23 protein-coding genes are annotated in these 25,681 nt (G+C 74.2%); 15 read left to right on the top strand and 8 right to left on the bottom strand.

Features of this window, described 5'->3' with window-relative positions; genetic code table 11:
* Positions 1–240 precede the first annotated feature (240 nt).
* Positions 241–732, top strand: coding sequence for a peptidoglycan-binding domain-containing protein (locus AC1VM9_RS20940; protein ID WP_481342830.1), 492 nt, complete (start codon positions 241–243; stop codon positions 730–732).
* A 28-nt stretch (positions 733–760) separates the two neighbouring features.
* Here AC1VM9_RS20940 and AC1VM9_RS20935 read toward each other — a convergent pair whose 3' ends face one another.
* From AC1VM9_RS20935 to AC1VM9_RS20920, 4 genes are read right to left on the bottom strand one after another with little or no spacing between them, the layout of a single operon-like run.
* Positions 761–1,489 carry a TIGR03089 family protein gene (locus AC1VM9_RS20935; protein WP_483123903.1) on the bottom strand — a complete coding sequence of 243 codons (729 nt, stop codon included), beginning with the start codon at positions 1,487–1,489 and terminating at the stop codon, positions 761–763.
* 6 nt (positions 1,490–1,495) lie between these two features.
* A complete protein-coding gene (locus AC1VM9_RS20930; RefSeq protein WP_483123902.1) occupies positions 1,496–2,707 on the bottom strand; it encodes an LCP family protein in 1,212 nt (403 codons plus the stop codon).
* The gene (locus tag AC1VM9_RS20925; protein ID WP_483123901.1) at positions 2,697–3,176 is read right to left on the bottom strand and encodes a DUF2304 family protein; all 480 of its coding nucleotides are present in this window, start codon (positions 3,174–3,176) and stop codon (positions 2,697–2,699) included. Before AC1VM9_RS20925 ends, AC1VM9_RS20930 begins: the two co-directional genes overlap by 11 nt.
* Positions 3,173–3,871, bottom strand: a complete 699-nt coding sequence (locus AC1VM9_RS20920; RefSeq protein ID WP_481342834.1) for a glycosyltransferase family 2 protein — start codon at positions 3,869–3,871, stop codon at positions 3,173–3,175. Before AC1VM9_RS20920 ends, AC1VM9_RS20925 begins: the two co-directional genes overlap by 4 nt.
* A 102-nt stretch (positions 3,872–3,973) precedes the next feature.
* Here AC1VM9_RS20920 and AC1VM9_RS20915 point away from each other — a divergent pair, with 102 nt between their 5' ends.
* Together AC1VM9_RS20915 and AC1VM9_RS20910 are read left to right on the top strand one after the other, a co-directional pair.
* Complete coding sequence (locus AC1VM9_RS20915; protein ID WP_483123899.1) at positions 3,974–6,049, top strand: glycosyltransferase; 2,076 nt, start codon at positions 3,974–3,976, stop codon at positions 6,047–6,049.
* A 48-nt stretch (positions 6,050–6,097) separates the two neighbouring features.
* A complete protein-coding gene (locus AC1VM9_RS20910; RefSeq protein ID WP_483123898.1) occupies positions 6,098–7,066 on the top strand; it encodes a lysylphosphatidylglycerol synthase domain-containing protein in 969 nt (322 codons plus the stop codon).
* Between the two features lie 96 nt (positions 7,067–7,162).
* On the opposite strand, the gene AC1VM9_RS20905 is transcribed toward AC1VM9_RS20910, so the two are convergent.
* Both AC1VM9_RS20905 and AC1VM9_RS20900 read right to left on the bottom strand, forming a co-directional pair.
* Entirely contained in the window at positions 7,163–7,603 is a 441-nt protein-coding gene (locus AC1VM9_RS20905; protein WP_483123896.1) for a nitroreductase family deazaflavin-dependent oxidoreductase, read from the bottom strand.
* 67 nt (positions 7,604–7,670) lie between these two features.
* Positions 7,671–8,414, bottom strand: a complete 744-nt coding sequence (locus AC1VM9_RS20900; protein ID WP_483123895.1) for a DUF3105 domain-containing protein — start codon at positions 8,412–8,414, stop codon at positions 7,671–7,673.
* A 134-nt stretch (positions 8,415–8,548) separates the two neighbouring features.
* Here AC1VM9_RS20900 and AC1VM9_RS20895 point away from each other — a divergent pair, with 134 nt between their 5' ends.
* Positions 8,549–9,469: a DNA-3-methyladenine glycosylase family protein gene (locus AC1VM9_RS20895; RefSeq protein WP_483123894.1), complete on the top strand. Its 921-nt coding sequence runs from the start codon at positions 8,549–8,551 to the stop codon at positions 9,467–9,469.
* A 170-nt stretch (positions 9,470–9,639) separates the two neighbouring features.
* The gene (locus AC1VM9_RS20890; RefSeq protein ID WP_483123893.1) at positions 9,640–11,823 is read left to right on the top strand and encodes an FG-GAP-like repeat-containing protein; all 2,184 of its coding nucleotides are present in this window, start codon (positions 9,640–9,642) and stop codon (positions 11,821–11,823) included.
* Positions 11,824–11,961: 138 nt separating this feature from the next.
* On the opposite strand, the gene AC1VM9_RS20885 is transcribed toward AC1VM9_RS20890, so the two are convergent.
* Both AC1VM9_RS20885 and AC1VM9_RS20880 read right to left on the bottom strand, forming a co-directional pair.
* On the bottom strand, positions 11,962–12,912 hold the full coding sequence (locus AC1VM9_RS20885) for an acyl-CoA thioesterase (RefSeq protein WP_481342843.1): 951 nt from the start codon (positions 12,910–12,912) through the stop codon (positions 11,962–11,964).
* A 111-nt stretch (positions 12,913–13,023) separates the two neighbouring features.
* Complete coding sequence (locus AC1VM9_RS20880) at positions 13,024–17,481, bottom strand: FtsK/SpoIIIE domain-containing protein (protein WP_483123892.1); 4,458 nt, start codon at positions 17,479–17,481, stop codon at positions 13,024–13,026.
* Between the two features lie 317 nt (positions 17,482–17,798).
* Between AC1VM9_RS20880 and AC1VM9_RS20875 the strand changes: the two genes are divergently transcribed.
* From AC1VM9_RS20875 to prfB, 10 genes are all read left to right on the top strand, one after another.
* Positions 17,799–19,037, top strand: a complete 1,239-nt coding sequence (locus tag AC1VM9_RS20875; RefSeq protein ID WP_483123891.1) for a TadA family conjugal transfer-associated ATPase — start codon at positions 17,799–17,801, stop codon at positions 19,035–19,037.
* Positions 19,034–19,906, top strand: coding sequence for a type II secretion system F family protein (locus tag AC1VM9_RS20870; protein WP_483123889.1), 873 nt, complete (start codon positions 19,034–19,036; stop codon positions 19,904–19,906). The genes AC1VM9_RS20875 and AC1VM9_RS20870 overlap by 4 nt, the downstream gene beginning before the upstream one ends.
* Positions 19,903–20,880 (top strand): type II secretion system F family protein, encoded by a 978-nt coding sequence (locus tag AC1VM9_RS20865; RefSeq protein WP_481341283.1) that lies wholly within the window; start codon positions 19,903–19,905, stop codon positions 20,878–20,880. Before AC1VM9_RS20870 ends, AC1VM9_RS20865 begins: the two co-directional genes overlap by 4 nt.
* Before the next feature lie 61 nt (positions 20,881–20,941).
* Positions 20,942–21,157: a hypothetical protein gene (locus AC1VM9_RS20860; protein WP_481346205.1), complete on the top strand. Its 216-nt coding sequence runs from the start codon at positions 20,942–20,944 to the stop codon at positions 21,155–21,157.
* Positions 21,154–21,762 (top strand): TadE family protein, encoded by a 609-nt coding sequence (locus AC1VM9_RS20855; RefSeq protein ID WP_483123888.1) that lies wholly within the window; start codon positions 21,154–21,156, stop codon positions 21,760–21,762. The genes AC1VM9_RS20860 and AC1VM9_RS20855 overlap by 4 nt, the downstream gene beginning before the upstream one ends.
* On the top strand, positions 21,759–22,262 hold the full coding sequence (locus AC1VM9_RS20850) for a pilus assembly protein (protein ID WP_483123887.1): 504 nt from the start codon (positions 21,759–21,761) through the stop codon (positions 22,260–22,262). The genes AC1VM9_RS20855 and AC1VM9_RS20850 overlap by 4 nt, the downstream gene beginning before the upstream one ends.
* Positions 22,259–22,738 carry a pilus assembly protein TadG-related protein gene (locus tag AC1VM9_RS20845; RefSeq protein ID WP_481341279.1) on the top strand — a complete coding sequence of 160 codons (480 nt, stop codon included), beginning with the start codon at positions 22,259–22,261 and terminating at the stop codon, positions 22,736–22,738. Before AC1VM9_RS20850 ends, AC1VM9_RS20845 begins: the two co-directional genes overlap by 4 nt.
* Positions 22,739–22,967: 229 nt before the next feature.
* Complete coding sequence (locus AC1VM9_RS20840; protein WP_483123886.1) at positions 22,968–23,426, top strand: lamin tail domain-containing protein; 459 nt, start codon at positions 22,968–22,970, stop codon at positions 23,424–23,426.
* 237 nt (positions 23,427–23,663) lie between these two features.
* Positions 23,664–24,218, top strand: a complete 555-nt coding sequence (locus tag AC1VM9_RS20835; RefSeq protein WP_481346209.1) for a matrixin family metalloprotease — start codon at positions 23,664–23,666, stop codon at positions 24,216–24,218.
* Positions 24,219–24,470: 252 nt separating this feature from the next.
* Positions 24,471–25,589, top strand: coding sequence for a peptide chain release factor 2 (prfB, locus tag AC1VM9_RS20830; RefSeq protein WP_481345306.1), 1,119 nt, complete (start codon positions 24,471–24,473; stop codon positions 25,587–25,589).
* Positions 25,590–25,681 lie beyond the last annotated feature (92 nt).

The following is a 25,681-nucleotide window of genomic DNA, read 5'->3' as shown; positions in this document are numbered from 1 at the left end:
CCGCGGCCGTGGGGGCGACCCACACGAGGGCCGGAGGTGGTGGGTTGCGGGCACGTGCGCGGACGAGGGGAGACGGCCGCGAATTCCAGTCCTGTAATTCCGGCGAACCCGTTGTGGACCATGTGACGGGAGTGCATAAATGGTGCCGAAGGAGTACACGGGGCGGGAGTGGTGTCGCGGGAGGGCGACGCCGCCCCCGGCCCGGCGCATCGAGGCCACCGAGGCCACGGAGGAGCCACCATGACGACCCACGCCGCAGCGCCCCGACAGCCCCATGCCGGTGTCGCGCGCGTCGAGGTCGGCACCGCGTACACCGCGTACAAGGACCTGACACTGGGCCTGGGCGCGCGCGGGGCCGTCGTGCGGGTCCTGCAGCGGGCCCTCGGCGGCGTCCCCGTCGACGGCGTCTTCGGGCCGGTGACCCGCGACCGCGTCCTCGCCCTCCAGCGCTCCCGCGCGCTGCCCCAGACGGGCGTCGTCACCCCCGACGTGTGGGACGTGCTCGAGGCCCGCGACTTCCCGTTCGTCGGCAGCCGCTCCACGGTGCTGCGCGTCGGTGACGCGGGCCCGCAGGTCCTCGCCGTCCAGCGGCTCCTCGGTGTGCCGGCCACCGGCGTCTTCGACCGCGCGACGCGGGAGGCCGTCAAGGCCGCCCAGGCGAGGGCGGGGCTGGCCAGCACGGGGGTCGTCGCGTCCCGGACGTGGACCCTGTTCGACCGCCTCTCCGCCTGACGGGCGCGCAGCCACCGTCCGGCGAGGGTCAGGCCCGGGCGTCCACCGTGACACCCTCGGACGCGTGCCGTCCCGGACTCGGGTCGGTGCCCGACCCGCGCTCCAGGACGACCGAGCCGTCGGCGGCCCACGCCGCGAGGCACCGGCGCAGCACGACGTCGAGCGGCCCGCGGAGCGCCACGCGGGGCTGCCCGCCCCACGCGGGGTCGGGCACGACGACCTCGCCGTAGGTCAGCGTCCCCGAGCCCGTCGCGAGCGCGACGTCGGAAGGCTCGGGGTCGGCGAGCGGCGCGAAGACGTCACCGTGCGTGGACAGCTCGCGCGCCTCGTCGACCGCTGCGGGGGCCTCGCCGGCCTCGGGGTGGCTGCGGGCCAGGGCCGGCAGGGCGACGAGCACGGCGTCGCGGCCGTGGGCGGCCGCCGCCTGCGCCGACGCGGTGACGAGCACGTCGGCCCCGGTCGCGGCGTCACCGACGACGACCTCCGCGCCGACCGACCAGGCGGCGAGGGCCCAGTAGAGGGCGCGCCAGTGCGTCGGCAGGTCGAGCCCGACGGTCGTGCCGGGCTCGGCGGACAGGTCGTCCTGCAGGAGGTTGGCCGCCTTGGCCACCCAGTTGCCCAGGACGCGGGCCGACAGCTCGATACGCTCGCCGGCGGTCGGGCCGGGCTCGTCGTCGTACCACGTCAGGCGCGGACGCGTCGCGTCGGCGGCGAAGAGGCGGGCCAGCACGTCGGCGGGCAGCAGCGGGGACGGCATGGCGGCTCAGCCGTTCGACGCGCCCTCGACCGTGGTGCCCGGCGGGGGCTCGGTCAGGGGATCGTCGTCCTTGAGGGCCTTGAAGAGGGCCTTGGCCTTGTCGGTGTCCCACTTGACGGCGAGCGCGCCGCCCGGCGTCCGGTAGGACAGGTCGGAGGTCGGGACGCTGAGCGACAGGCCCTGGTCGGCGCTCACCGCCCGCATCGCCCGGAGCACGCGGAAGGCGTCGAGCAGACCCGTCTGCTCACCCACGGCCAGACCCGCCGCGGACGCGTCCGCCGTCTGCTTGTAGCGCCACGGGACGAGGACGGTGGCCGGGGTGGCGACCTTCTTCATGAGTGCGCCGAGGAACTGGCGCTGTCGGGCGGCGCGGCCGATGTCGCCCATCGGGTCCTCGTACCGCGAGCGGACGTAGCCGAGCGCGTTGCCGCCGTCGAGGGTCTGGCAGCCCTTCTTGAGGTCGATGCCGGCCTTCTTGTCCTTCATGTCGCGCGGCACGCAGATGTCGACGCCGTCCACGGCGTCGACGAGGCCCGCGAAGCCGCCGAACCCGATCTCGAGGTAGCCGTCGACGTGGACACCGGTGACGGTCTCGACGGTCTCGGTGAGCAGCTTCGGGCCGCCCATGGCGAAGGCCGCGTTGATCTTGTTCGACCCGTGACCGGGGATCGGTACCCACGAGTCGCGCGGCAGGGACACCATGACCGGCTTGCCGCCGCTGTCTGAGACGTGCACGAGCATGATCGTGTCGGTGCGCTGGCCCTCGGCGTTGCCGGTGGCGTACTTCTTCTTCTGCTCCTTGGTCAGCCCGGCGCGGCTGTCGGAGCCGACGAGGAGGTAGTTGTAGCCGGAGGTGTCGACGGGACGTTCGCCGGCGGGGACGTTGTCGACCCGGGCGACGCTGTCCCACGCCTGGACCGGCACCCAGACGAGGAAGGCGAGCCACGCGAGCACGACGAGCCCGACGACGAGCAGCGCGACGCGGCCCTTGCGCCAGCGGTAGCCGGGCTCGCGCGGCGCCCGCTCAGGCTGTTCCCGGTCACGCGCCCCCCGCTGACGCGGTGCCGGTGCGGCCGGGACGCCGCCGCCGCCTCCGCCACCTCCGACACCCGAGCTGCTCGGCAGCCCGCCGCGGTCGGGTCGCTTGATGCGGCGCCGCGTGTCGACGACGTAGGCGTCGTCGTCGCGCGGACGCCGACGGCTGGGGTCAGTCGGCATCGGCTGCTCTCGTGATCGGGGACGGGGGCGTGACGGCCAGTGTCGCAGGGTTCGGCGTGGCCGGGTCCGGGCCGGCCTCGACGACCTCCTCGAGCGTGCCCGCGGCGGACACGGCGGCGGCGTGGACGGCGGCCGGCGTCGCCTCGTCGAGGGCGATCCGGCGGGCCAGGCGCGTGTACCGGGTCTCCATCGCCCGGAACCGCTTGAACGTCGTGACGACGAAGCCGAAGAAGGCGACGGCGAGCCCGTAGAGGATGAGGTCGGCGCCGCGGCCGACCCCGAGCGCCTTGGCGAGGTTCGTCCACGTCTTGCTCGGGTCGATGATCGAGTAGACGACGAGCCCGAGCAGGACGAGCAGGCCGAGGCGCCGCACCGCCTGCGTGCGCTGCCCCGACCCGGCGAGCAGCCGCCACGCGACAGTGACGACGCCCGCGATGAGCAGGATCTGGATGAGGCTCTGCCGGCTCATCGCCAGATCAGCTCCGCGAGGATGTTGACGGCGTTCCACAGCGACTGGCCCTTGGCCCGGCTGTAGTCGGTGTAGAGGATGTGCACGGGCTCCTCCGCGTAGTCGACCCGCTCGCCGCCGAAGCGCATGGCCCCGATCTGGGCCACCAGCTCGCTCGCGTGGGCCATCCGGTTCTGGGTGATGTCGAGCCGTTCGACGACGTCGCGGTGCAGGACGCGCAGGCCGTTGTGGGCGTCGGTCAGGCGGGTGCCGGTCGTGGCGTTCGTGTAGGCGACGGCCGCGCGCAGGACGAGCTTCTTCATCAGGGAGGCCTCGGTGCGCTCGTCGAGGAACCGCGAGCCGAAGACGACGCGCACGCCCTCGCGCAGGTCGTCGCCGCGGGCCCGGTGCAGCATGACGTCGACGTCGTGCACCTGGTGCTGGCCGTCGGCGTCGTAGGTGACCACGTAGCGCATCGCCGGGTCGGCGAGGGCGTAGTCGAAGCCGGTCTGCAGCGCGGCCCCCTGACCCAGGTTGACCGGGTGGCGCACGACCGCGGCACCCGCCTGCTCGGCGATCTCGGCGGAACGGTCCCTCGACCCGTCGTCGACGCAGACGACCTTGGGGAAGGTCAGCCGGGCCTCGCGGACGACGTCGCCGATGACGGTGGCCTCGTTGTAGAGCGGCACCACCAGCCACACGTCCTCGTTCTGCACACGCCCAGCGTAGAGCGGGCCACCCCGCGCCCCGACACGCGCGCCCCGGCCGTCCGCGCGGCGCGTTGCCGCACGTCCCCGGAGAACTAGAGTCGGACCACCATGACGGACGCCCTTTCGCACAGCACGCGGGTCGAGGCACCGGGTCCCGGGTCGGCGGCCCTTCGGATCGCCGTGGTCGGACCGACCCACCCGCACAAGGGCGGGGTCGCGGCACACACGACGATGCTCGCGCACCACCTCACGGACGCCGGCCACGACGTGACCCTCGTGTCGTGGTCGCACCTCTACCCGTCCCGCCTGCGGCGCGCCGAGGGCACCGTGCCGGCGGGCGTGCCCGAGGTGCCGCCGTACCCGCGCACCGTGCGGGCGCTGAGCTGGGCCCGTCCCGACACGTGGGTCCGCGTCGGGAGACGCCTGCGCGACGTCGACGCCATCCTCGTCGTGCACGTCATGCCCCCCGTCGTGCCGGCGCACCTGGCGCTGCTGCGCGCCGCCGGAGCCGTCCCGGGCCTGCCGGGCCCGCGCCCGCGGTCCGTCGTCGTGTGCCACAACGTCCTGCCGCACGAGGCGCACCTGGGCGACGCCCGGCTCATGTCGCTGCTCTTCTCGCGGGTCGACTCCACGCTGGTGCACAGCACCGACCAGGCCCGCATCGCCCACGACCTCGGCGCCCGGCGCGTGTCCGTCGCCGACCTGCCGCCGCACCTGCCCGGCGGGGAGCCGATCAGCCGTGACGCCCGCAGCGGCCCCACCCGGCTGCTCGCGCTGGGGCTCGTCCGCGAGTACAAGGGCATCGACGTGCTGCTGCGGGCCATGCGCTCGGTGCCCGACGTCACCCTGACGATCGCGGGGGAGATCTGGGGCCCCAACCGGGGCGTCATCGGCCGGCTCGCCTCCGACCCGGCGCTCGCCGGCCGCGTCGAGATCCGCGACGGGTACGTGCCGGCCGACGCGCTCGCCGCACTGCTCGCCGACCACGACGTGCTCGCGCTGCCGTACCGGTCCGCGACGGCGTCGCAGAACGTCGTGCTCGGCCACGCCCACGGCCTGCCCGTCCTGGCCTCCGACATCGCACCGTTCTCGCAGCAGGTCGACGACGGCGTCAACGGGCTCCTCGTGCCTCCGGAGGACGAGCGGGCGCTCGCCGGCGCACTGCGCCGGCTCGGTGACCCGGACCTGCGACGCCGCCTCGCCGACGGCGTCCAGACCCCCGACCTGTCGGGGCCGTGGGCGCACTACCTCGGCACGGTCGAGGCGCTTTCGGCCGACGAGTCCGTCTCTGCGGCAGGCGGGTTCGACGGACCCTGGGCGGTGGAGGGGGGCGCCGACGCGTCCGAGCCGTCCGGCACCACGGCACCTGCAGCCGCCGGCGAGCCGACGCCCACCGCGTCCGACGCAGGGGAGCGGGCGGTGCGCGCCGCGTCCGTCCTCGCGACCGGCGGCGGACGCCGGGGCGTCCAGCTCGCGCGCGCCGCCCGCCGTGCTGCGCGGCGCACCGCGCAGCGGGCCGTCGCCTCGCGGCGGGACGTCGTCCGGCTCGGGGCGCGCGACCTGCCCGAGTGGGTGCTGTCGACCGACGTCCTCGGTGACCCCGACGAGGCCGATGACGCCCGGCGCCTCGCCCGCGACCTCGGCCTGCCGTGGGCCCGCGACGCCGTCGCGGCCTGGGCAGCGCTCGGCGCCCTCGCCGCGATCCTGCGCGTGCGGGACGACGGGCGCCGCAGCGCCGTCGTCGTCGACGAGACCGGCAGCCGCTCGCTGCTGTCGCGGTGGGCCCGCGCCGTCGGGTTCGCACCCGTCGAGATCGACTTCACCGGCGCCCAGCCGAGCGTCGCGGCCCTCGACGTCGACACCGGCTCGCTCGACGTCATCGTGCGGATCCACCCGCGCGGGTGCGACGCCGACGACGTCGACCACGTCCTCGAGCAGGCCTCGTGGGCGCTGCGCTCCGGCGGCCTGCTCGTCGTCACGGTGCCCCTCGGCCCCGTGGGCGTCGAGGGGACCGTCGGTCCGGCCGACGTGCGCGGCATCATCGCCCGGGCGCACGACCTCGGGTTCGTCCTCGTCGGCGACCTCGACGGCGACGTCACGGCCCGGATGCGCGAGGCCGCGGCCCGGGCCCGCGCGTCCGACGCGGCGTACGGCCTCGTACGGCTCACGTTGCGACGCCGCTGAGGACGCGGTGCACCGGCATGCAGGATGCACTGGGATGATGTCCCGGACATGACCCGGAAGAAGCTCTTCGCCGTCCTGCGCGTGACCATCGCGGTGGTCACGCTCGCCGCCGTCGTCTACGCCGTCGCCCGCAACTGGTCCGACGTGTCGGTGCACCTCGACAAGATCTCGCTCGCGACGTTCGCGTGGTCCACGCTCGCCGCCGCCGTCGGCACGTGGCTGACGATGATCGGCTGGCGGATCATCCTGCGCGACCTCGGCTCCGACCTGCACCTGGCGCCGGCCTCGGGCGTCTACTTCGTCGGCCAGCTCGGCAAGTACCTGCCCGGGTCGCTCTGGTCGGTGCTCGTCCAGGCGGACATCGCCGCGCACCTGCGGGTGCCCCGCCGGCGCACCGCCGTCACGGGCCTCCTCGCGCTGGGGCTCGCCCTGCTGACCGGCTTCCTCGTCGGCCTGCCGGCTGCCTCGTACCTGCTGACCCGGTCGGCCGACGGCTTCGACTGGTGGCTGCTGCTCGGGGTGCCGCTGCTCGTCGTGCTCTGCGTCCCGCGCCTCCTCAACGCCATCATCGGCCTGGGACTGCGGCTGCTGCGTCGGCCGCCGCTCGAGCACGACCTGTCCGGGGGCGCGGTCCTTCGTGCCGTCGTGAGCTTCATCGGCGTCTGGCTCTGCTTCGGGGTGCACACGCTGCTGCTCGCACGGGCCGTCGCCGACGGCTCTGGTCACGACAACCTGAACCTCGCCTCGGTCACCGGGTATGCGCTGTCGGTCTCGCTCGGCATGCTCACCGTCATCCTGCCGGCCGGTCTCGGTGCCCGCGAGGGCCTGCTGACGCTCATCCTCTCCACCGCCATCCCGACGCCGGCCGCCGCGGCCGTCGCGATCATGTCGCGGTTCATCGTCACCGTCGTCGACGTCCTGGCCGCTCTCGGCGGCTGGCTCTACGCCCGCTCGCACCACCTCGTCAGCAAGCGGCGCGACGCGGTCGCCCCCGACCCGGAGGACCTGGCCGTCTGACCCCGCGGCAGGTCCGGACCGGTCCACACCAGGGGCGCCTGTGCCCCGGCGTCGGAGGGCGGACGGACCACCTCGACCCGACGGAGGCCGGGCGTCTCAGGGCGTGCGGGGCTCGAGGACGAAGACCGGGATGAGCCGGTCGGTCTTGGTCTGGTACTCCGCGTACGGCGGGTAGGCCGCGACGCACCGCTCCCACCACCGTTCACGCTCGGAGCCGGACAGCTCCCGGGCGCGGACCGGGACCGTCTCCGTGCCCGCCTGCAGCTCGATGTCGGGGTGGGCCTTGAGGTTGCGGTACCACTGCGGGTGCTCCGGCGCACCGCCCTTGCTGGCCACCGCCGCGAAGACGCCGTCGTTCTCGACGCGCATGACCGGGACCTTGCGCACCGCTCCGGTCCTGGCACCCCGCATCGTCAGCAGCACCACAGGGCGCTGCATGATGTGCACCGAGTCCGTGGTACCCGTCCGCTCGATCTCCTCGACCTGCTTGCGCACCCAGCCGCTCGGGCTGGGGACGTAGTCGCCGTTCGTCGCCATGTCGGGACCTTAACCCGAGCGGCGGCGCGATCCTCTGCCGGACCGTGCGTGAGTGGCGGCCCGCGCGTCAGGCGGCGCCGGGCTCGGGCGCCGAGCTCCACGGGTGCTGCTTGACGAAGGTCTCGACGACCTCCGTGCTCAGACCCCCGCACAGCTGGCGGTGGCCCATCTGCTTGGAGACCTGGCCGGTCGACGGGTCGACGTCGGCCGACCAGTGCGACAGCGCGTACTTCTTGCCGGCCGGGAAGGCCCCGCGCGTGGTGTCCCAGGGCACGACGAGGAACTTGTTCGCCGACTCCTTCATCGCGTTGACCTTGGTCGCGAGCGCCTGGAAGCTCGCGGCCTGAGCCTTCTCCACGGAGGGGTCGTACCAGAGGATCGTGTAGCCGTGCTCGAGGTTGTGGACGAGCGTCTCGACGGCGGGCACGTCGGCGGTCGTGTAGACGCGCCGCTTGTCCACGGCGGGGACGGCGAAGTGCTTGCCGCTCGACGGGGGAACGGTCGAGTACTGGACCTTCGTCAGGTCCGGCTGGTCGGTGCCGGGGCCGACGTGCTCGCTCGAGCCGGTGGCGGGGTCGTTGGTCACGGGGTCGCAGCCGGCCGACGCGACGTCACCGGAGATGCTGGCCAGGGCCTGGTCCTTCTTGCTCTGCTCGCCGACGACGGCCCAGGCGACGGCCGCGCCGATGACCCCGATGACGGCGACGCACGCCGCGATGAGGACGAGGACGCGGCGGCGTTCGGCCCGCTTCTGGGCGGCCTGCATGGCGGCGACGCGTTCGCGGCGGTCTCGGCTCGTCTCGCGGGCCATCGGTCCTCTTCCTCTGGGGTGGCCGCCGCTCGGGCAGCGTGGGGTGGGCGCAGGGTGAGCTGCCGGCGCCGAGGGCCCGTGCCCATCCACGTGCCCGTCAACGACGGTGCCGAGTGTAGGCGAGGATGGTGTGCGTGCCCGAACCCCTGACCCGGCTGTGGCGCACGGACCGGCAGATCGCCCTGCGTGCGCAGCTCGGCGTCTTCCGCCGGGGAGCGGGTGACCCGACGTCCTGGTGGGGCCCTGACGGTTCGACGGCTCGGGCCTCGCAGACGCCGGACGGCGTTGGGACCCTGCACCTGGCGTGCCTGCCGGGCACGGGCGAGGTGCAGGCCCGCGCCTGGGGGCCGGGCGCGGCCTGGCTCCTCGAGTCGGTCCCGGCACTGCTCGGCGACGACGACGACCCGGCCGGCTTCGAGCCGGTGCACGCACCGCTGGCCGAGGCGTGGCGCCGGTTCGCGCACTGGCGGGTGCCGCGCTCCGGGCTGGTGCTCGACGCGCTCGCCCCGGCGGTCATCGAGCAGAAGGTCACCGGGCAGGAGGCCTTCTCCGCGTACCGGGTGCTCGTGCGACGCTTCGGGCAGCCGGCCCCCGGCCCGTTCCCACGACTGCAGGCACCGCCGACGGCCGCCGGCTGGGCGGCGGTCCCGTCGTGGGCCTGGCTGCAGGCGTCGGTCGACGGCGCCCGGTCGGGGGCCGTCGTGCGAGCCGCCGGGTACGCCGGGCGGCTCGAGGAGGCGACGCGGCTGCCCCTCGACGAGGCGCGCCGCCGCCTTCGCGCGCTGCCCGGCGTGGGCGTCTGGACCTACGCCGAGACGGCGCAGCGGGCCCTCGGCGACGCCGACGCCGTGTCGTTCCGCGACTACCACGTGGCCAAGGACGTCGGCTGGGCCCTGACCGGCAGGCCGCTCGACGACGCCGGGCTCGCGGAGCTGCTCGAGCCCTACCGCGGCCACCGCTACCGGGTCCAGCACCTGCTCGGCCTGGCCGGGCACCGCCGGCCACGCCGCGGCCCCCGAATGGCCCCCCGGACCCACCTGCCGACGCGCCGCTGACCGGCACCCGCCCACCCGGCGCCGGGTTCGGTCCGGGGTTCCGGCGTGCGTCCGTCGGAATGGGCCGAACCTCGCGTTCTGCTCCGGATGTCTGCTTCGTCGCATAGAGTCCGCGTCGGCCCTCCGGGAGCCACTGCACCAGACCCACTGACCTGAAAGGCGGCCCTCAGTTGGCTCGTCATCTGACGGGGGCACGCGCCCTCGCCCTCGGCATCGCGGCCGCGACGCTTGCACCCCTTGCTCTCGCCGGACCCGCGACCGCGCTGTCGTCCGGCGCGAGCACCGACCTCGACGCGCTGCGGTCCCGCACGGGCCACGTCGTCACCGGCCGGGTGGCCGGTGGCGAGGCATCCTCGCGCAGCCACCGCGTCTCCACGTCCCCGGCCGCGGAGGACGCCCCGCTCGACGGGACCCGTGACGCCCAGGGACGCATCGCCACGTCCAGCCCGGCCGGCGTGCGGCTCGCGGCCTCGTCCACGAGCACCACCGCCGCGGTGGACTGCGCCGACGGCGTCGTCGACCCCAACGTGCTCGCCGAGCGCTCCATCGTCCACGTCGCCTACACCGGCGCGACGACGCTGACGCTGCTGCGCCAGCGTGAGGGCGGCACGTGGCGCACGGTCGGCACCGTGAACGGGGCCTCCGGCGTCGTGACCGACCGCGGTGTCAACCAGCGCGTCGGCTACCAGTACCGCGTCGTCGCCAAGAACGGCACCTCGACCCTGCTCGACTGCGTCGACCCCGGCTGGTACGGCACGTGGACCGAGGACGGCTGGGGTGACGCCGACGCGGTGGTCGCCGGGTCGGGCGGCCTGTTCCAGCAGAGCCGTTGGAACCTCGGTGACCGGGTCTCCACCTCGGAGTTCGTCTCGCCGGCGTACTCGACCGACGGGCGCCTCGTGGCCGCGACCCGCGTCATCGACTCGGCGACGCACAGGGCAGTGCTCGACGTGCGCAAGGCCTCGACCGGAGCCGTCGTCTTCACCGTCGACCTCGGCACCTCCGCCTTCCCGGCGGACCCGGCGTTCTCGCCCGACGGCCAGACGCTCGCCTTCGCCCGCTACGACACGGCGGGCCAGGCCCAGGGCCTCGGCTTCGTCGACGTCTTCGGCGCGCACACCGTGCGCATCCTCACCACGTCGACCCGCATCGCCGAGCCGGTCTGGCGCGCCGACGGCACGACGCTCGTCGTGTCGACGTACGGCACCGCCTCCGAGGGCCTCGGACTCGTGTGCGCCACGTGCTCGACCGTGACGCCGATCAGCGGGACCGACGGCGGCTTCACGCCGGAGGTCGGCCCTGACGGCTCGATCTGGTTCGCGTGGTCGGACGGCACGACGCATGCCCTGCGCAAGCGGGTCGCCACCGGTACCGTCACGGACGTCCGCACGTCGACGACGGACCTCTACTACCAGCCGCGCTTCAGCCCCGACGGCACGCTCTTCGTCGAGCGCGACACCCCTGACTCCAGTGACCCGAGCTCGTACACGGCCGGCGTCTACGTCGCCCAGCCGGTCGTCGGCGGCACCGACACGCTGACGCCGATCGGCGCCGAGCGCGTCTCCTCGACGGTCGCCGGCTGGGACGTCCGCCAGCCGCAGAGCAAGGGCACGTCCGACTTCGTCGCGGAGGCGCACCACGACGTCGTCGCGCGCGACAGCAGCGGCTACCTCTGGGCCTACCGCAACGTCGGCGGGACCCTGAGCGGGCGCACGAAGATCGGCGCCGGCTGGGGCGGCTTCACGGCGATCCTCGCCGCCGGCGACCTCAACGGTGACGACCAGGCCGACCTCGTCGGCCGCGACGGCAACGGCGCGCTGTGGCTCTACCGGGGCAAGGCTGCCGGTGGCTTCGCGGCGCGGACCGCCCTCGGCACCGGCTGGAACGGCTACACGCTCGTCGCTCCCGGCGACTGGAACGGTGACGACAAGGCCGACATCGTCGCCCGCGACGGCGCCGGCCGGCTCTGGCTCTACCCGGGCACCGGCCGCGGCACGCTCGCTGCTCGCGTCCAGCTCGGCTCGGGCTGGGGCGGGATGAACGCCCTGCTCGGCACGGGCGACGTCGACTTCGACAACCGTGCGGACCTCGTGGCCCGCGACGGCTACGGCCGCCTGTGGCTCTACCCGGGCAACGGCACCGGTGGCTTCCTCGCGCGGCGCCAGATCGGCTCCGGGTGGGGCTCGTTCACCGGCCTGGCGGTCAGCGAGGTGACCTACGGACGACCGATGTTCTGGGCACGCATCAAGGACGGCACGCTCATCAGCTACGAGATGACCGGCGACGGCGCCTTCTCCTCGGGTGACGTCTACCGCGTCGGCACCGGCTGGAACGGGTTGTCCTTCACCGCCTGAGACCCGCCCGACACGGCCGCATGACGCCGGGCCCGGCATCCCGTCTGGGGTGCTGGGCCCGTGCGCTACCCGGTCGAGGTCGCCGCACGAGCCGATCGACGACGTCCCGTCCGAGCTGACGGCGGTGGACCGTGCGGGTCAGGGGATGTGACGCTCCTCGGCGACCCGGTTGCGCAGCTGGACGAGCTCGAGGGCGTGGTCGCGCAGGGCGGTGTCCTCGTCGGTGACCGGGTGCCACGGCCGGGCCGGGACGGCGCGCCCCTCCGCGTCCAGCGGGACGAAGACGATGAGCGAGTGGGTCGTCAGGTCGAGGTCGCCCGTGGCGGGGTCGCCGGAGCGGACGTGCACGCTGATGTGCATGCTCGAGGTGCCCGTGAGCAGCAGCCGCGCCTCGACCTCGACGAGGTGGCCGATCCGCAGCGGCCGGTAGAACCGGACGCCGCCGGCGTAGACGGCGACGTTGGCGGCGCTGCCGGTCCACCTCGTGGTGAGGACGTGGGCGGCCTCGTCGATCCACCGCATGACGATCCCGCCGTGCACCTTGCCGCCCCAGTTGACGTCGGTCGGGGCGGCGAGGAAGCGCAGGACGACGCGCGGCGCGGTGCCGGCGTCGCTGTAGGTCTGGGCTCTCATCGCCTCGGCGATGTCGGCGCGCAGGCCGATCCTCGCGACGGCGGCCTCCTGCCGGTCACGCTCGGCCCCGGTCTGCGGCTCGTAGACCGGCACCGGTGTGGGTCTCCCGTCGGCGTCGACCGCCACGAAGACCATGAGGCACTCGGTGGTCGGCTGCAGGTCGCCCACGCGCGGGTTGCCGGCCGACACGGTGACGTGGATGTGCATGCTCGACGTGCCGGTGTGCACGATGCGGGCGGTCGCCTCGACGAGGTCACCGACCTCGACGGGCCGCGTGAACCGGACGTTGCCGACGTAGGCGGTGACGCTGTAGGTGCCGCTCCACCCTGCGGCTGCGGCGTAGCCGGCCTTGTCGATCCACTCGAGGACGCGTCCACCACCGACGGTGCCGGAGTAGCCGGCGTCGGTCGGCGCGGCGAGGAACCGCAGCGTGATCTCTCGGGCACCGCGTGGCATGGCGTCTCCTCGGCTGGCTCGTCCCGGCGGTCGGGGCCTGGGTCCGAGCGTTGCAGACCGCGTCGCACGACGTCCTCGGCGTCCGCGAGTGGAACCGTCGCCCATCAGGGCCTACCGCGCGGCGTCCCGGGGTGCGACGAGCTGGATCGGGACGGCCCGGCCGTCCCGGACGAGGTGGCCGCGGCCGGGTCGCCGCTCGAACGGTCCGTCGAGGCGCGCTCCGAGCAGCTCCCCGTCGAGCGCCGAGGTGGCGCCGAGGAGGATGCCGTGCCCGTCCCGCGCGAGCTCCGGCACGAGCCCACGGAAGGCAGCGGCGGCGCGGGTGAGGTCGGCCGACCCGGCGGTGATGCCGTCGGTCGCGTCGAGCACGCTGCAGGCCTCGAGCACGGCGTCGCCGAGGGCGATGCCGTCGAACCTCTCGACGTCGTCGACGACGACGCACAGGTCGGGGTCGGCGCGCCGCGCGGCCACGAACTCGTCCCGCTCTGCCGGTCCGAGCACAGGACACGTCGACCCCTCGACGAGGGCGCGCAGGGGCGAGCGCGGGGGCGCGAGGACGACGACCGCCCGCCCTGCGCCGGCCAGCTCCCGCGCGAGCCACCCGAGGAACGAGGAGCGTCCGGAGCGGGCCGGGCCCGCGACCAGGAGCCGAGGAGGCATCGTGGACGGGTCCAGGTGGACCGGGCGGGCCGCGTCGCCCCCGACACCCACGCCGATGAGCGCTGAGTGGGCCGGGACGGGCCCGAGGTCCGTGCCGTGCACGAACGTCGGCAGGGGGCGTACGGTCCACGGGAGCGTGTCGCCTTCCGTGGTCGGGCGCTCCGGGGACGCGTCCGCCGCCGATGCGACCTCGACGGCGTCGCCCGGGCGCTGCCGGCCACGTCGCCCGCGACCCCGCCCCGCGGCCGTTGCCAGGACCGCGTCGACGGCGGACTCGAGCGTCGGGACGCCACCCGGCAGAGCGACCTGGACGTCGAGGCCCGTGGCGGGTTCGATCGCGCGGCCCGGAGGACGCCGGACCCGGGCCTGCGCCGGGTCGACGCCGGCGAGCGTCAGGTCGAGCGGGTCTGGCAGGTCGAGCACGAGCCGCCGGGCGAGCAACCCGGCCAGACGCCCGGACAGCACGCCGCGTCCGCCGGACACCGCGACGGCGAGGCGGCGGGCGGACCCGTCGCGGACGATCCGGTGCAGGTCGTCGAGCCCTGCGCCGTGGTCGACGTCGGCGAGAGCGTCCTCGACCGCCTCGAGCCCGTCGACGAGCAGGAGGGTCGTGCGCGCCGGCGGGGGCGCGTCGAGCTCGCCGGCGAGGCGGGCGAGCACGCGTCGCACCAGGTGCGGGTCCGCGGTGGAGGTGACCGACCCGACGTGCGGCAGCCCCTCCAGCCGGGCCAGAGGTCCGGGCACGCCCTCGACCACGTGCACGTGGAGGGTGTCGGGGCGCCGGCCGCCCGCCAGGCCCTCGACGAGGCGCAGCAGCGTCGTCGTGCGCCCCGAGCGTGGCCCACCGGCGACCCCGAGCGACGCGTCGACGTGCGGGTCCCACACCCACGGGCGTCGGGTCTGCTCGTCGGGGACGTCGGCGACCCCGACGACGATCCCCGCGACGACCCCGGCGACGACCCCGGCAGGCACGTCGTCGTCACCGTCGGGGACCCCGGCGACGTGGGTCAGCCCGCGGCTGGGCAGGACGGCGGGCAGCGGCGGGAGCCACGGTGACGGCGGTGGCTGCAGGCGCAGGTCCTGCGTGGCAGCCCTCACGGCCGACACCACGGCGCTCAGCTCGGTCGGGCGTGCCTCGGGTGTGGTCGTGCCGACCCCGGACCCCGGTCCGTCCGCGCCGTCGAGGCGTCGCACCACGATGCCGTCGGGATGCTCCACATCCCGGAGTAGGCCGCCGCCGACCCAGGCAGTCTGCAGGGCCACGAGGCGCTGGTCGGCGGCTCGCACGTACCCCCGCCCCGGCACGGTGTCGGGCACCGCGGCAGCGTCGGGGGCGTCGATGACGTCGAGGCTGTCGGAGCGCTCGCGGACCCGCAGGCACAGCCGCAACGAGATGTTGGCGCGCATGTCGGCGCTGACGATGCCCCCCGGGCGCTGGGTCGCGAGCACGACGTGCACGCCGAGCGACCGACCGACCGCCGCGATGCGCACGAGACCGTCGACGAACTCCGGAAGGTCGTCCGCCAGGGCCTTGAACTCGTCGACGACGATGACGAGCCGGGCCAGCCGTTGCCGCCGGTCGCCGCCCATCCGGGCTCGGTAGTCCTCCCAGTCCTTGGCCTGCCGACTCGCAAGAAGGCGTTCACGCCGCCGCAGCTCGGCGCGCAGGGAGGTCAGCGCTCGGCGCGTCAGGGCCTCGTCGAGGTCGGTGACGACGCCGACGACGTGTGGCAGGCGCGCGCACTCGCCGAACGCGGCGCCGCCCTTGTAGTCGACGAGCAGCACCGACAGGTCGTCCGGTCGGGTCGACACGGCGAGGCCCGCGACGAGTGACTGGAGCAGCTCCGACTTGCCCGATCCGGTGGTGCCGCCGACGAGGGCGTGCGGTCCCGCGGCCGCGAGGTCGAGCAGCCACGGACCGTCGACACCCATCCCGACGCGGGCGACGGGCCGCCCGTCCGAGGCTTCCCAGGCCCGGCGGACGCCTGCGCTCGACACGGGGTCGATGCCGCACGCGAGGTGCAGGTCGCGGAAGGAGACCCGGGTGGGCAGGGCTGCCGCACCGGTCCGCGGCGTCGCGTCGACGATCGGTGCCAGGGCACGCGCGAAGGCCTCGACCCAGCCGGCGCCGGGCAGGTCGGGGGTGATGCCCTCGAGGAGCGTCCCACCTCGTCGCATCGTCGTGCGCGGGGCACCCGGGTCCATCTCGACGACCGCCGTGGCCTCGGCGGGCAGGGCTTCGGGCCGGCTGTCGAGGGCGAGGAGGGCCAGACCGGCACCGGGCCCGTCCTGTAGCAGGTCGACGACGCCGGGCACCTCCCGCAGTGTGCTCGCACCGTCGAGCACGACGAGCGTGTGCACCGCGGCCCGTCCGCCGTCGGCTCGGGCCCGGTCGCGGGGGTGCAGGTCGTCACCGCCGTCGGCCGACAGGCGCCTTCGCGCGACCTCCTGGGTGAGCGCGGCGATCGTGACCGCGGGGTCGGCCCGGACAGGGCCACCGGCATCGAACGGGACCGCGTGGGGGAGCAGGTCGCACCACGACCAGTCAGCGAGGTCGCCGACGGTGACGACGGCCACGCGCAGCTCCTGCGGGGTGTGCCAGGCGCACGCCTGTCCGATGAGCGCCGCGGTGAGCGACCGCAGCTCCCGCGCCGGCCCGGAGAGGCCGACGACGCGAGTCGCCTCGAGGTCGAGGACCACGGGTACCTGGTCGAGCACGGGAGGTCGCCGGTCCCCGCCGGCGCACGTGACGTCGGCGCGTTGGTCCGCCAGGCCGAGGCGCAGGACGAGGTGGTCCGGGTCCCCCGGACGCCGACACCACAGCTCGGTGGCGCGGGCGGCGGCGACGTCGAGCAACCGGGCCGGGCCCGGGTGTGTAGCGCGACGCTCGGCCTCGTCGTCGTCGGCGGCCCGTCGCAGCCGGTCCTCGGCCCCGGCGAGGGCGGCACGATGCTCGCGCACCCGCTGCCGGTAGGACGCGCGTCCGGTTCGTCGGTCACCCCACCACTGGGCGAGGAGCAGGACGGGGGACAGCAGCGCGAACAGCAGCAACGTCGGTGAGGAGAGGGCCCAGGCAAGGACGACGGACGCCACGAGCGGCACGCCGGCGGCCACGAGGGGCGCACGCGCGTGCTCCGGGCGCCGCGGCGGCTCGGGGAAGGTCACGGTGCGCTGCCGGGACGGCGCGCGCAGCCGGGGCGAGCGGTGGAACCGGATGCGTCCGTCGGCGACCGTGTGGTGCCCGCGCCGAGCCGGCCCGTCGGCCAGCGCGAGCACCGTCGAGCCGATGCGCAGGCGGTCGCCCGGACACAGCGGCGCACCCTCGCCGGGCAGCTGGGCCCCGTTGAGGGTCGAGCCGTTCGTGGGCTCGAGGTCACGCACGCGGATCCCGTCGCTGCGCACGGTGAGCACGGCATGGGCCCGGGAGATGCCGCGGTCGTCGAGGCGCACGTGCGAGGAGGCCGCCCGGCCGACGACGTGGTCACCGCGCCCGACGGTGATGGTGCGGCCCGCGTCGAGCCCGCCGACGACGGTGAGGCGCACCGCGCCCCGCGACGCGCCGGCGGGCGCCGCCTCGGCCCCCGGCGCGCCGGGCACCTCGACGCTCGTGGCAGCATCGCCTGGACGGCGCGCCGGGGACGACAAGCCGAGGACGGCGCCGTGCAGCAGCGGCGGCTCGCCCACCACGGCGGTGTCGGCGAGGACCCGCCCGGCGGCCTCGACCCGCACCCGTGGGGCGGGGTGAGCGCTTGTGGGGCCTGTGGTCCCGGTAGCGGGCGCGATGCCCGCCGCGGCGGCGAGCGGGCCGCGCAGCTCCGCGAGCGTCGACCCGCCCGGTGCCTCGACGAGGACGTCGACCGGACCCCTCGACGGGCGGTCGAGGTCGACGACGGTGAGGCGCAGCTGCACGGGTCTCCTCCGCGTGGACGGGCGCGGCTGGGCAACCGCGCGACCGCCGTGGCCCGGCGGCACGGCCCATTCGACCCCTCCCCGCAGGCAGGCATTGCCCGTCACCCACAGCTGTGGAGACCGCGAGCGCTCGGATCGGCGTGCGGTCTAGGGTGCCCGGGCGCTGGCGCCCCCCGGGCGCAGGGGCGGTCGTCTCGGGCCGTTTGGGTGGCCTGTGGATCGTTTGACCCGGTTCAGGGCGCTTTGCCCTAGGTTGGGCGCGCCAGAACGGCTCGGCCCCGGCAGGATGGCGGGGTCCGCGACGAGTCAGGGGAACGATGTCGACACACGAGGCGGTGCGCCATGTCGAGGGTGAGGTGCGCGAGCTCATCCGCCGGACCGGCCTGGACCCGGCCAGCGACACGGCCGCAGTGCGTCGCCTCGTCGAGGACGCCGTCCAGGACTACGACCAGCGTTCCCTCCACGGCGGTCTGCCGGCCCTGGGGGACCAGCGTCTCGCCGTCCACTCGATCCTCGCCGTCGTCGCCGGCTACGGACCGCTCCAGCAGTACTTCGACGACCCGACCGTGGAGGAGATCTGGATCAACGAGCCGAGCAAGGTCTTCGTGGCACGCGGTGGCGTCGCCGAGCTGACGCCGACGATCCTGACCGCCGACGACGTCCGTGACCTCGTCGAGCGCATGCTCCGGACGACCGGGCGACGCGTCGACCTGTCCAGCCCGTTCGTCGACGCCACCCTGCCCGACGGGTCCCGCCTGCACGTCGTCATCCCCGACATCACCCGCACCCACTGGCTGGTCAACGTCCGAAAGTTCGTCGTCAGGGCCGACCACCTCGACGACCTCGTCCGGCTCGGCACCCTGACCCGCCAGGCCGCGACGTTCCTCGACGCCGCGGTCGCCAGCGGCCTCAACGTCCTGGTGGCCGGAGGCACCCAGGCCGGCAAGACGACGCTCCTCAACTGCCTCGCCGCGGCGATCCCGCCGCGGGAGCGAGTCATCACGTGCGAGGAGGTCTTCGAGCTGAAGATCCCCCTGCGAGACGTCGCGTCGATGCAGTGTCGCCAGCCGAGCCTCGAGGGCACCGGCGAGGTGCCGTTGCGTCGCCTCGTCAAGGAGGCGCTGCGGATGCGTCCTTCGCGGATCATCGTCGGCGAGGTGCGCCAGGAGGAGAGCCTTGACCTGCTCATCGCCCTGAACAGCGGCGTGCCGGGCATGTGCACCCTGCACGCCAACAGCGCCCGCGAGGCCGTCACGAAGATGTGCACCCTTCCGCTGCTCGCCGGTGAGAACGTGTCGAGCCGGTTCGTCGTGCCGACCGTGGCAGCGGCCGTCGACCTCGTCGTCCATGTCGCGCTCGAGCGTGACGGGCTGCGCCGGGTTCGCGAGATCGTGGCGGTGCCCGGTCGTGCCGAGGGTGACGTCGTCGAGATCGCCGACCTCTTCACGACGCGCGCCGGTCGGCTCGTCCGCGCCGACGGTTTCCCGCCGCACCACGAGGCCTTCGAGCGCGCGGGGTACGACGTCGCGGCACTGTTGGCCCGGGAGCCGGCATGAGCTCCCCGCTCGCCGTCGGGCTCCTCCTCGGCGCAGGGGTCTTCTTCGTCTACTGGTCGTTCTGGCCGCAGGTGCCGGCGCCCGAGTCCGGCCCGCGCCGGTCCGGCTTCGTCGTCGAGCTGCGCGACCACCTCAACCAGGCCGGGTACGCCTCGGTCACGCCCACCAACCTCGTCGTCGGCTCGACCATCCTGTTCCTGCTGACCTTCGCCGTCGTCCTCGCCCTGACCCGTGTCGCGCCGATCGCCCTGTGCTTCTCCGTCATGGCCGGAACGGCGCCGATCTCGCTGGTGCGGATGCGCGCCCGCTCACGCCGCAACAAGCTGCGCGACCTCTGGCCCGATGTCGTCGACAACGTCACGTCCGGCGTGCGCGCCGGGCTCGCGCTGCCGGAGGCGCTCTCGCAGCTGTCGACGCGTGGGCCCGAGGAGCTCCGGCCGGCCTTCGCCGCGTTCGCCGAGGACTATCGCACCACCGGTCGGTTCCACGACTCGCTCGACCGGCTCAAGGAGCGTCTGAGCGACCCCGTCGCCGACCGCCTCGTCGAGTCGCTGCGCATCGCCCGAGAGGTCGGTGGCAGCGACCTCGGCAAGCTGCTCCGGACGCTCTCCTCCTTCCTCCGCGAGGACGCCCGCACCCGCGCCGAGCTCGAGACGCGCCAGAGCTGGACCGTCAACGCGGCCCGTCTCGCGGTCGCCGCGCCGTGGATCGTCCTCGCGATGCTCGCCCTGAACGGGCGCTCCCTCGTCGCCTACGCCTCTCCCGTCGGCTGGCTCGTCCTCGCCATCGGCGCGGGCGTCTGCGTCGTCGCCTACCGCGCGATGGTCTGGGTCGGACGGCTGCCGGAGGAAGAGCGGGTGCTCCGGTGAGCGGCACGAGCGGGGCCCTGACCCGCCTGCTCGGCACCGGCTGGTCCTGGCCCGGCGCCGTCGTCGGCGTGCTGCTCGTGGCGGGGCTCGCGCTCGTCGCCGCCGGTCTGCCGGCGAGCCGTCGCCCCGGTCTGGACGAACGGCTCGAGCCGTACCTGAGGGACGCCCCTCGCCCGTCGACGCTGCTCAGCCGTCCGGCCGCCCCACGGGGTCCCTTCGGCTTCGGCGACCTCCTCGCCCCGTACGTCGCGCGGCTCGGCCGACTCATCGGGTCGGTGCTCGGCGGGTCGCCCTCGGTCGTCCGGCGCCAGCTGCGGGCCGGCGTCGCCGCTGACCTCGACCGGTTCCGCGCCGAGCAGGTGCTCTGGGGCACCCTGGGTGGCCTCGCGGGGCTGCTCGTCACCGGGCTCGTCGCGGTCGCGCAGCGGCGGCTCCCCGTGGTCGCGCTCGTCGGCGTCTTCGTGTGCGGCACCCTCGGCGGCATCATCGCGCGCGACTGGATGCTGTCGCGCGCAGCGGCGCGCCGCGAGGCGCGGATGCTCACCGAGTTCCCCACCGTCGCCGAGCTGCTCGCGCTCGCCGTCAGCGCGGGGGAGGGGGCGGTGGGTGCGCTGGACCGCGTGTGCCGCCTTTCCCAGGGCGAGCTGTCCGACGAGCTGCGCCGCTGCCTGTCCGATGCCCGCGCGGGCGCCAACCTGCCGACCGCGCTGCGCGGTCTCGCCGACCGCACGGGCTTGATGAGCCTGACCCGGTTCGTCGACGGCATCGTCGTGGCCGTCGAGCGGGGCACCCCCCTCGCCGAGGTCCTGCGCGCCCAGGCCCAGGACGTCCGCGAGGCCGGACGCCGCACGCTCATGGAGCAGGGCGGGCGACGGGAGATCCTCATGATGGTCCCCGTCGTCTTCCTCATCCTGCCCGTCACCGTGCTCTTCGCCCTGTACCCGGGCCTGAGCTTCCTGCACTTCCGGATCTGACGCGCGTCAGGTCCGGATGCCCTCCACAGACCGTGAACCGACCAGACAGGGAGAAAGACAGATGAAGCAGCTGACGACAGCGCCCGCGCGTCTGCACGACGCAGCTCTCGCGGCACTCGCACGCCGACTCGGTGGGCCCCACGACCGGGGCGACGTCCCGGGTTGGGTCCTCATCACGATCATGACAGCCGGCCTCGTCACGGCGCTCTGGGCCATCGCCGGGCCACAGCTCGGCCAGCTGTTCAGCGAAGCCATCGGCGACGTCAAGGGACCGTGACCGCGGCCGTCGCGGCCCCGAGCCCGACGGGCTGCGTCCGCACCGCCGAACCGTCACTGGCCGCGGGCCCTCGAAGGGTCGCGGTCACGGCCCGACGTGCCGTCCGTCGGTTGCCGGCGGCGCGCGACCGCGGCTCGGCCATCGCCGAGTTCGCGATGGTCTCCGCGCTGCTGCTGTTCGTCGCCCTGGGTGTCTTCCAGATCGGCCTGGCGCTCTATGTCCGCAACACGCTCATCTCGGCGGCCTCCGAGGGTGCCCGCTACGCCGCCCGGGCCGACGCGGAACCGGCTGACGGCGTCGCACGGACGCGGGCCCTCATCACCTCCTCGCTCAGTGCCCGGTTCGCGCAGGACGTCGACGTCGACGAACGGACGACGCCGGACGGTGTCCGGGTCGTGGAGGTCACCGTCCGGGCGCCGCTGCCCGTCGTCGGGCCGCTCGGCCCGTCCGAGTCCCTGGCGGTGAGCGGCCGGGCCTTCAGCGAGGACCAGGTCTCTGCGGGCAGCGTGTCGCACGGAGCCGGTGGCACGCCGCAGGCCGGCTCGCCCAGTGGGCACGAGGAGGCGGCCGCTCCCGGACCGCCGACGCGGGGGACCGGTCCGTGAGACCCCAGCAGCACGCCCGGATCGGCCGGAGGAGCAACGCCTTTCGCCTCCTCCGTGCGCAGCGGGCCCGCCTCCGCGCCGCAGGCGACGACGGCCGGGCCGTGGTCGAGTTCATCTTCCTCGGCATCCTGCTGCTGTTGCCGTTGCTGTACCTCGTGCTGACGATGGCTCGCCTCCAGGCGGCCTCGTTCTCGGTCTCCCTTGCCGGTCGGGAGGCCGGGCGGGCCTTCGTCACGGCCACCGGCGACGGCGACGGGTACGCCCGCGCGTCGGCGGCGGCACACCTCGCCTACGAGGACTTCGGCTTCACCCAGGACGCCACGATCAGCCTGACGTGCGACGGCTCGCCCTGTCTGCGGGCCGAGGGCCTCGTCCGCGCGGAGGCGCGCATCGAGGTCGCACTGCCGCTGGTGCCCGACTTCATCGCCGACCACGTCCCCTCGTCGGTGTCCGTCTCCTCGACCCACGTCTCCTCGGTCGACCGGTTCGTGGCCCGATGAACCCCGTCCGGCACCTGCGACGGCTCGTGTCTGCCCGTGGCCGCGACCGCGGGCAGATCAGCGTGCTCATCCTCGGCCTGTTCGTCATCGTCGTGGTCCTCATCCTCGGCGCGGTCGACGTCACCGCCGCCCAGCTGGCCCGGATGCGGCTGCTCGACACCGCAGACGCCGCCGCGCTCGACGCCGCGGACGCCATCGACGAGCGGGCGGCCTACGCCGAGGGTGTGCCCGACCGGCTCGTCCTCAGCGACGCGTCCGTGGTCGCAGCGGCCGCGGCCCACCTCCGACGCACCCCGCTGCCGAGCGGCGTCACCGACTGGCGCCTGGTGCCCCGCACCGGCAGCCCCGACGGGTCGACGGCGGTCGTCACCCTGCAGGGTCGGGCCACGCTGCCGATGAGCGGGTGGGTGCTCGAGCGGCTGGGCGGCGGCGTGACCATCACCGTCACCTCCAGCGCCCGCGCCCGGCTGGGGTGACGCCGGCGACCTACCGCGAGGGGCTGATTCGGGCACTTCGCCCAAAACGCCGCGGGGGCAAGCGTTCCCGACCTAGGTTTCTCGTGCGTCACCGCATCCGGGCCCTGGCTTCCTTCTCCTGGCAAGGGTCCGCCGGTCCGCCGGGTCCGGCACCGGCTCCTGCCCGCCGGAGCGGCCGACGCACCTCGCGCGGCAACCGGTCGCGCGTCGACGAACGAGGAACGCAACCGTGAGCACTCGCACCACCGCCGTCGCCGCCGCGACGGGTATCGCCCTCGGCCTGCTCGGGCCGGTCACCGCTGCCACGCAGGCCCAGGCCCTGCCGGCCGTCATGGTCTACAAGGTCCAGTACGACTCACCGGGGTCGGACACCGGCAGCAACACGAGCCTCAACGCGGAGTACGTCGTCCTGAAGAACACGACGCGCAGCAACCGCGTCATCACGGGCTGGACGCTGCGCGACAGGACCGGCTACACCTACCGGTTCCCGACCTTCACGCTCAAGGCCGGCGCGACGGTCACGATCCGCACCGGCCGCGGGACGGCGACGAGCACGAACCGGTACTACAACCGCTCCTGGTACGTCTGGAACAACACCGGTGACACCGCCTACCTGCGCAACGCGTCCGGCTCGCTGGTCGACACGTGCGCCTGGAGCTCGACCGGCGCCGGCTACCGCTACTGCTGAGACCGCCTCGGATGGGCCGACGGCCCGGCATTCAACCACGATGCCGGGCCGTCGGCGTGTCGCCACGCCGCAACCCGGGTGGCGGACTTTACGGAAACGGGGAGGAAAAGGGACATACGCCGCTAACGTGGGCGAAAGCCAACCGAGCGCACCATCGAAGGGACCCGAACCCCCGCGGGCCCTGAAACGTCCCCCGTCACCTGCAGCCCCCGTGGCTGGTCCCCCAGGAGTTGGTCCATGAAGCGGATCCTCGTCGTCGCGCTCGCGACGATCGGTCTCACCCTCGCCACAGCCGCCACGTCGGTGGCGGCCAAGCCCGTCCAGTCCGGCGCCAAGACCAGCCCGAGTGGCTCGGCCGAGGCAGCGTACTGGGGCCACTGGACGACGCAGGCCGTCGTGTACGACGGCACCGGCGGCAACACGTACGTCAAGGTCGCCGAGGCGGTGTCCGAGTGGCGCAAGTCCGGATGGAACGTCGTCACGACGTCCGACCCGAGCAAGGCCAACATCACCGTGGTCTTCGAGATGCCGACGACCGGGCTGGACAGCGTCGGCGGCGCCTCCCTGTCGGTCAACGGCGGCGTCATCAGCGCCTGCTCGATCAAGCTCGACCCCATCCTGGCGTCCTGGACGCTCGGCGAGCACACGATGATCCACGAGCTCGGCCACTGCGGCGGTCTGCCGCACTCGACGAGCACGCGCAGCGTCATGTACCCGACGGTGAGCTCCACCACGATGATGACCGCGCCGAGCAGCTACGACATCCGTTGGATGTCCAAGGACGTGTACTGACAGGCCGTGACCGGACGGACCCCCGCCACTATCGGCCGGGGCCGCGACACCCCACCCCTCGCGGTCCCGGTCCCGGCATCGCCCCGGCGCCCCGGTCGCTCCCGCAGCGACCGGGGCGCACTGGCGCCCGGGCGGCCGGGCCGCACCACCCTCACCGCGCGCCTCGGGGGAGTCCGACGGGAGTCCGACGGCGGCCCGACGGCGGCCCGACGACGCCCGAGCACCGCACGTGCTGCCGTAGGCTGTCCCATCGTGGCTGTTGACTTCACGCAAGAGATCAAGGACCTGCGCGCGACGATGGACTCCGTGCGCGGCGTCACCGACCTCGACGCGCTCGCCAGGACCATCGACGACCTCGAGCAGCAGGCCTCGGCCCCCGACCTGTGGGACGACCCCGACAAGGCGCAGCAGGTGACGAGTGCCCTGAGCCGCGCCAACTCCGAACGCGACCGTGTCGTCGAGATGGACCGGCGCATCGAGGACCTCGAGACCCTCGTCGAGATGGGCCAGGAGGAGAACGACGCCGCCACCCTCGAGGAGGCCGAGCGCGACCTCGCCACGCTGAAGAAGGACATCGGCGAGCTCGAGGTGCGCACCCTGCTGTCGGGCGAGTACGACGAGCGTGAGGCCGTCGTGACGATCCGCGCCGGTGCCGGCGGCGTCGACGCCGCGGACTTCGCCGAGATGCTCATGCGGATGTACCTGCGCTGGGCCGAGCGCCACGGCTACCCGACGAAGGTCATGGACACCTCCTACGCCGAGGAGGCGGGCCTCAAGTCGGCCACCTTCGAGGTCAACGTCCCCTACGCGTTCGGGCACCTGTCGGTCGAGGGCGGCACCCACCGCCTGGTGCGCATCAGCCCCTTCGACAACCAGGGCCGCCGCCAGACGAGCTTCGCCGCCGTCGAGGTCATCCCGCTCATCGAGAGCGACGACTCCATCGACATCCCCGAGAACGAGCTGAAGATCGACGTCTTCCGTTCGAGCGGCCCCGGCGGCCAGAGCGTCAACACGACCGACTCGGCCGTGCGCATGACGCACCTCCCGACCGGCATCGTCGTCTCGATGCAGAACGAGAAGAGCCAGATCCAGAACCGCGCCGCCGCCCTGCGCGTCCTCCAGTCCCGCCTGCTCCTGCAGCGCAAGGCGGAGGAGGCCGCGGTGAAGAAGGAGATGGCCGGGGACGTCAAAGCGAGCTGGGGCGACCAGATGCGCTCCTACGTCCTCAACCCGTACCAGATGGTCAAGGACCTGCGTACCGAGTTCGAGACCGGCAACCCGACCGCCGTCTTCGACGGCGACATCGACGGCTTCATCGAGGCCGGCATCCGCTGGCAGATCGCGCAGAAGAAGGCCGACGCGAAGGTCTGACGCATTGCGGCGGGCCCTCCCGCCGCGTCCGCACGGCGCGCCACGCCCGGTGAGGGCGAGGTGCCCGGGTTTCGCCCCCTCGCGCCCGTAGC

The organism is Monashia sp. HAY1-11D, assembly GCF_056868035.1.
This window is presented reverse-complemented; position numbering and strand designations above follow the sequence as displayed.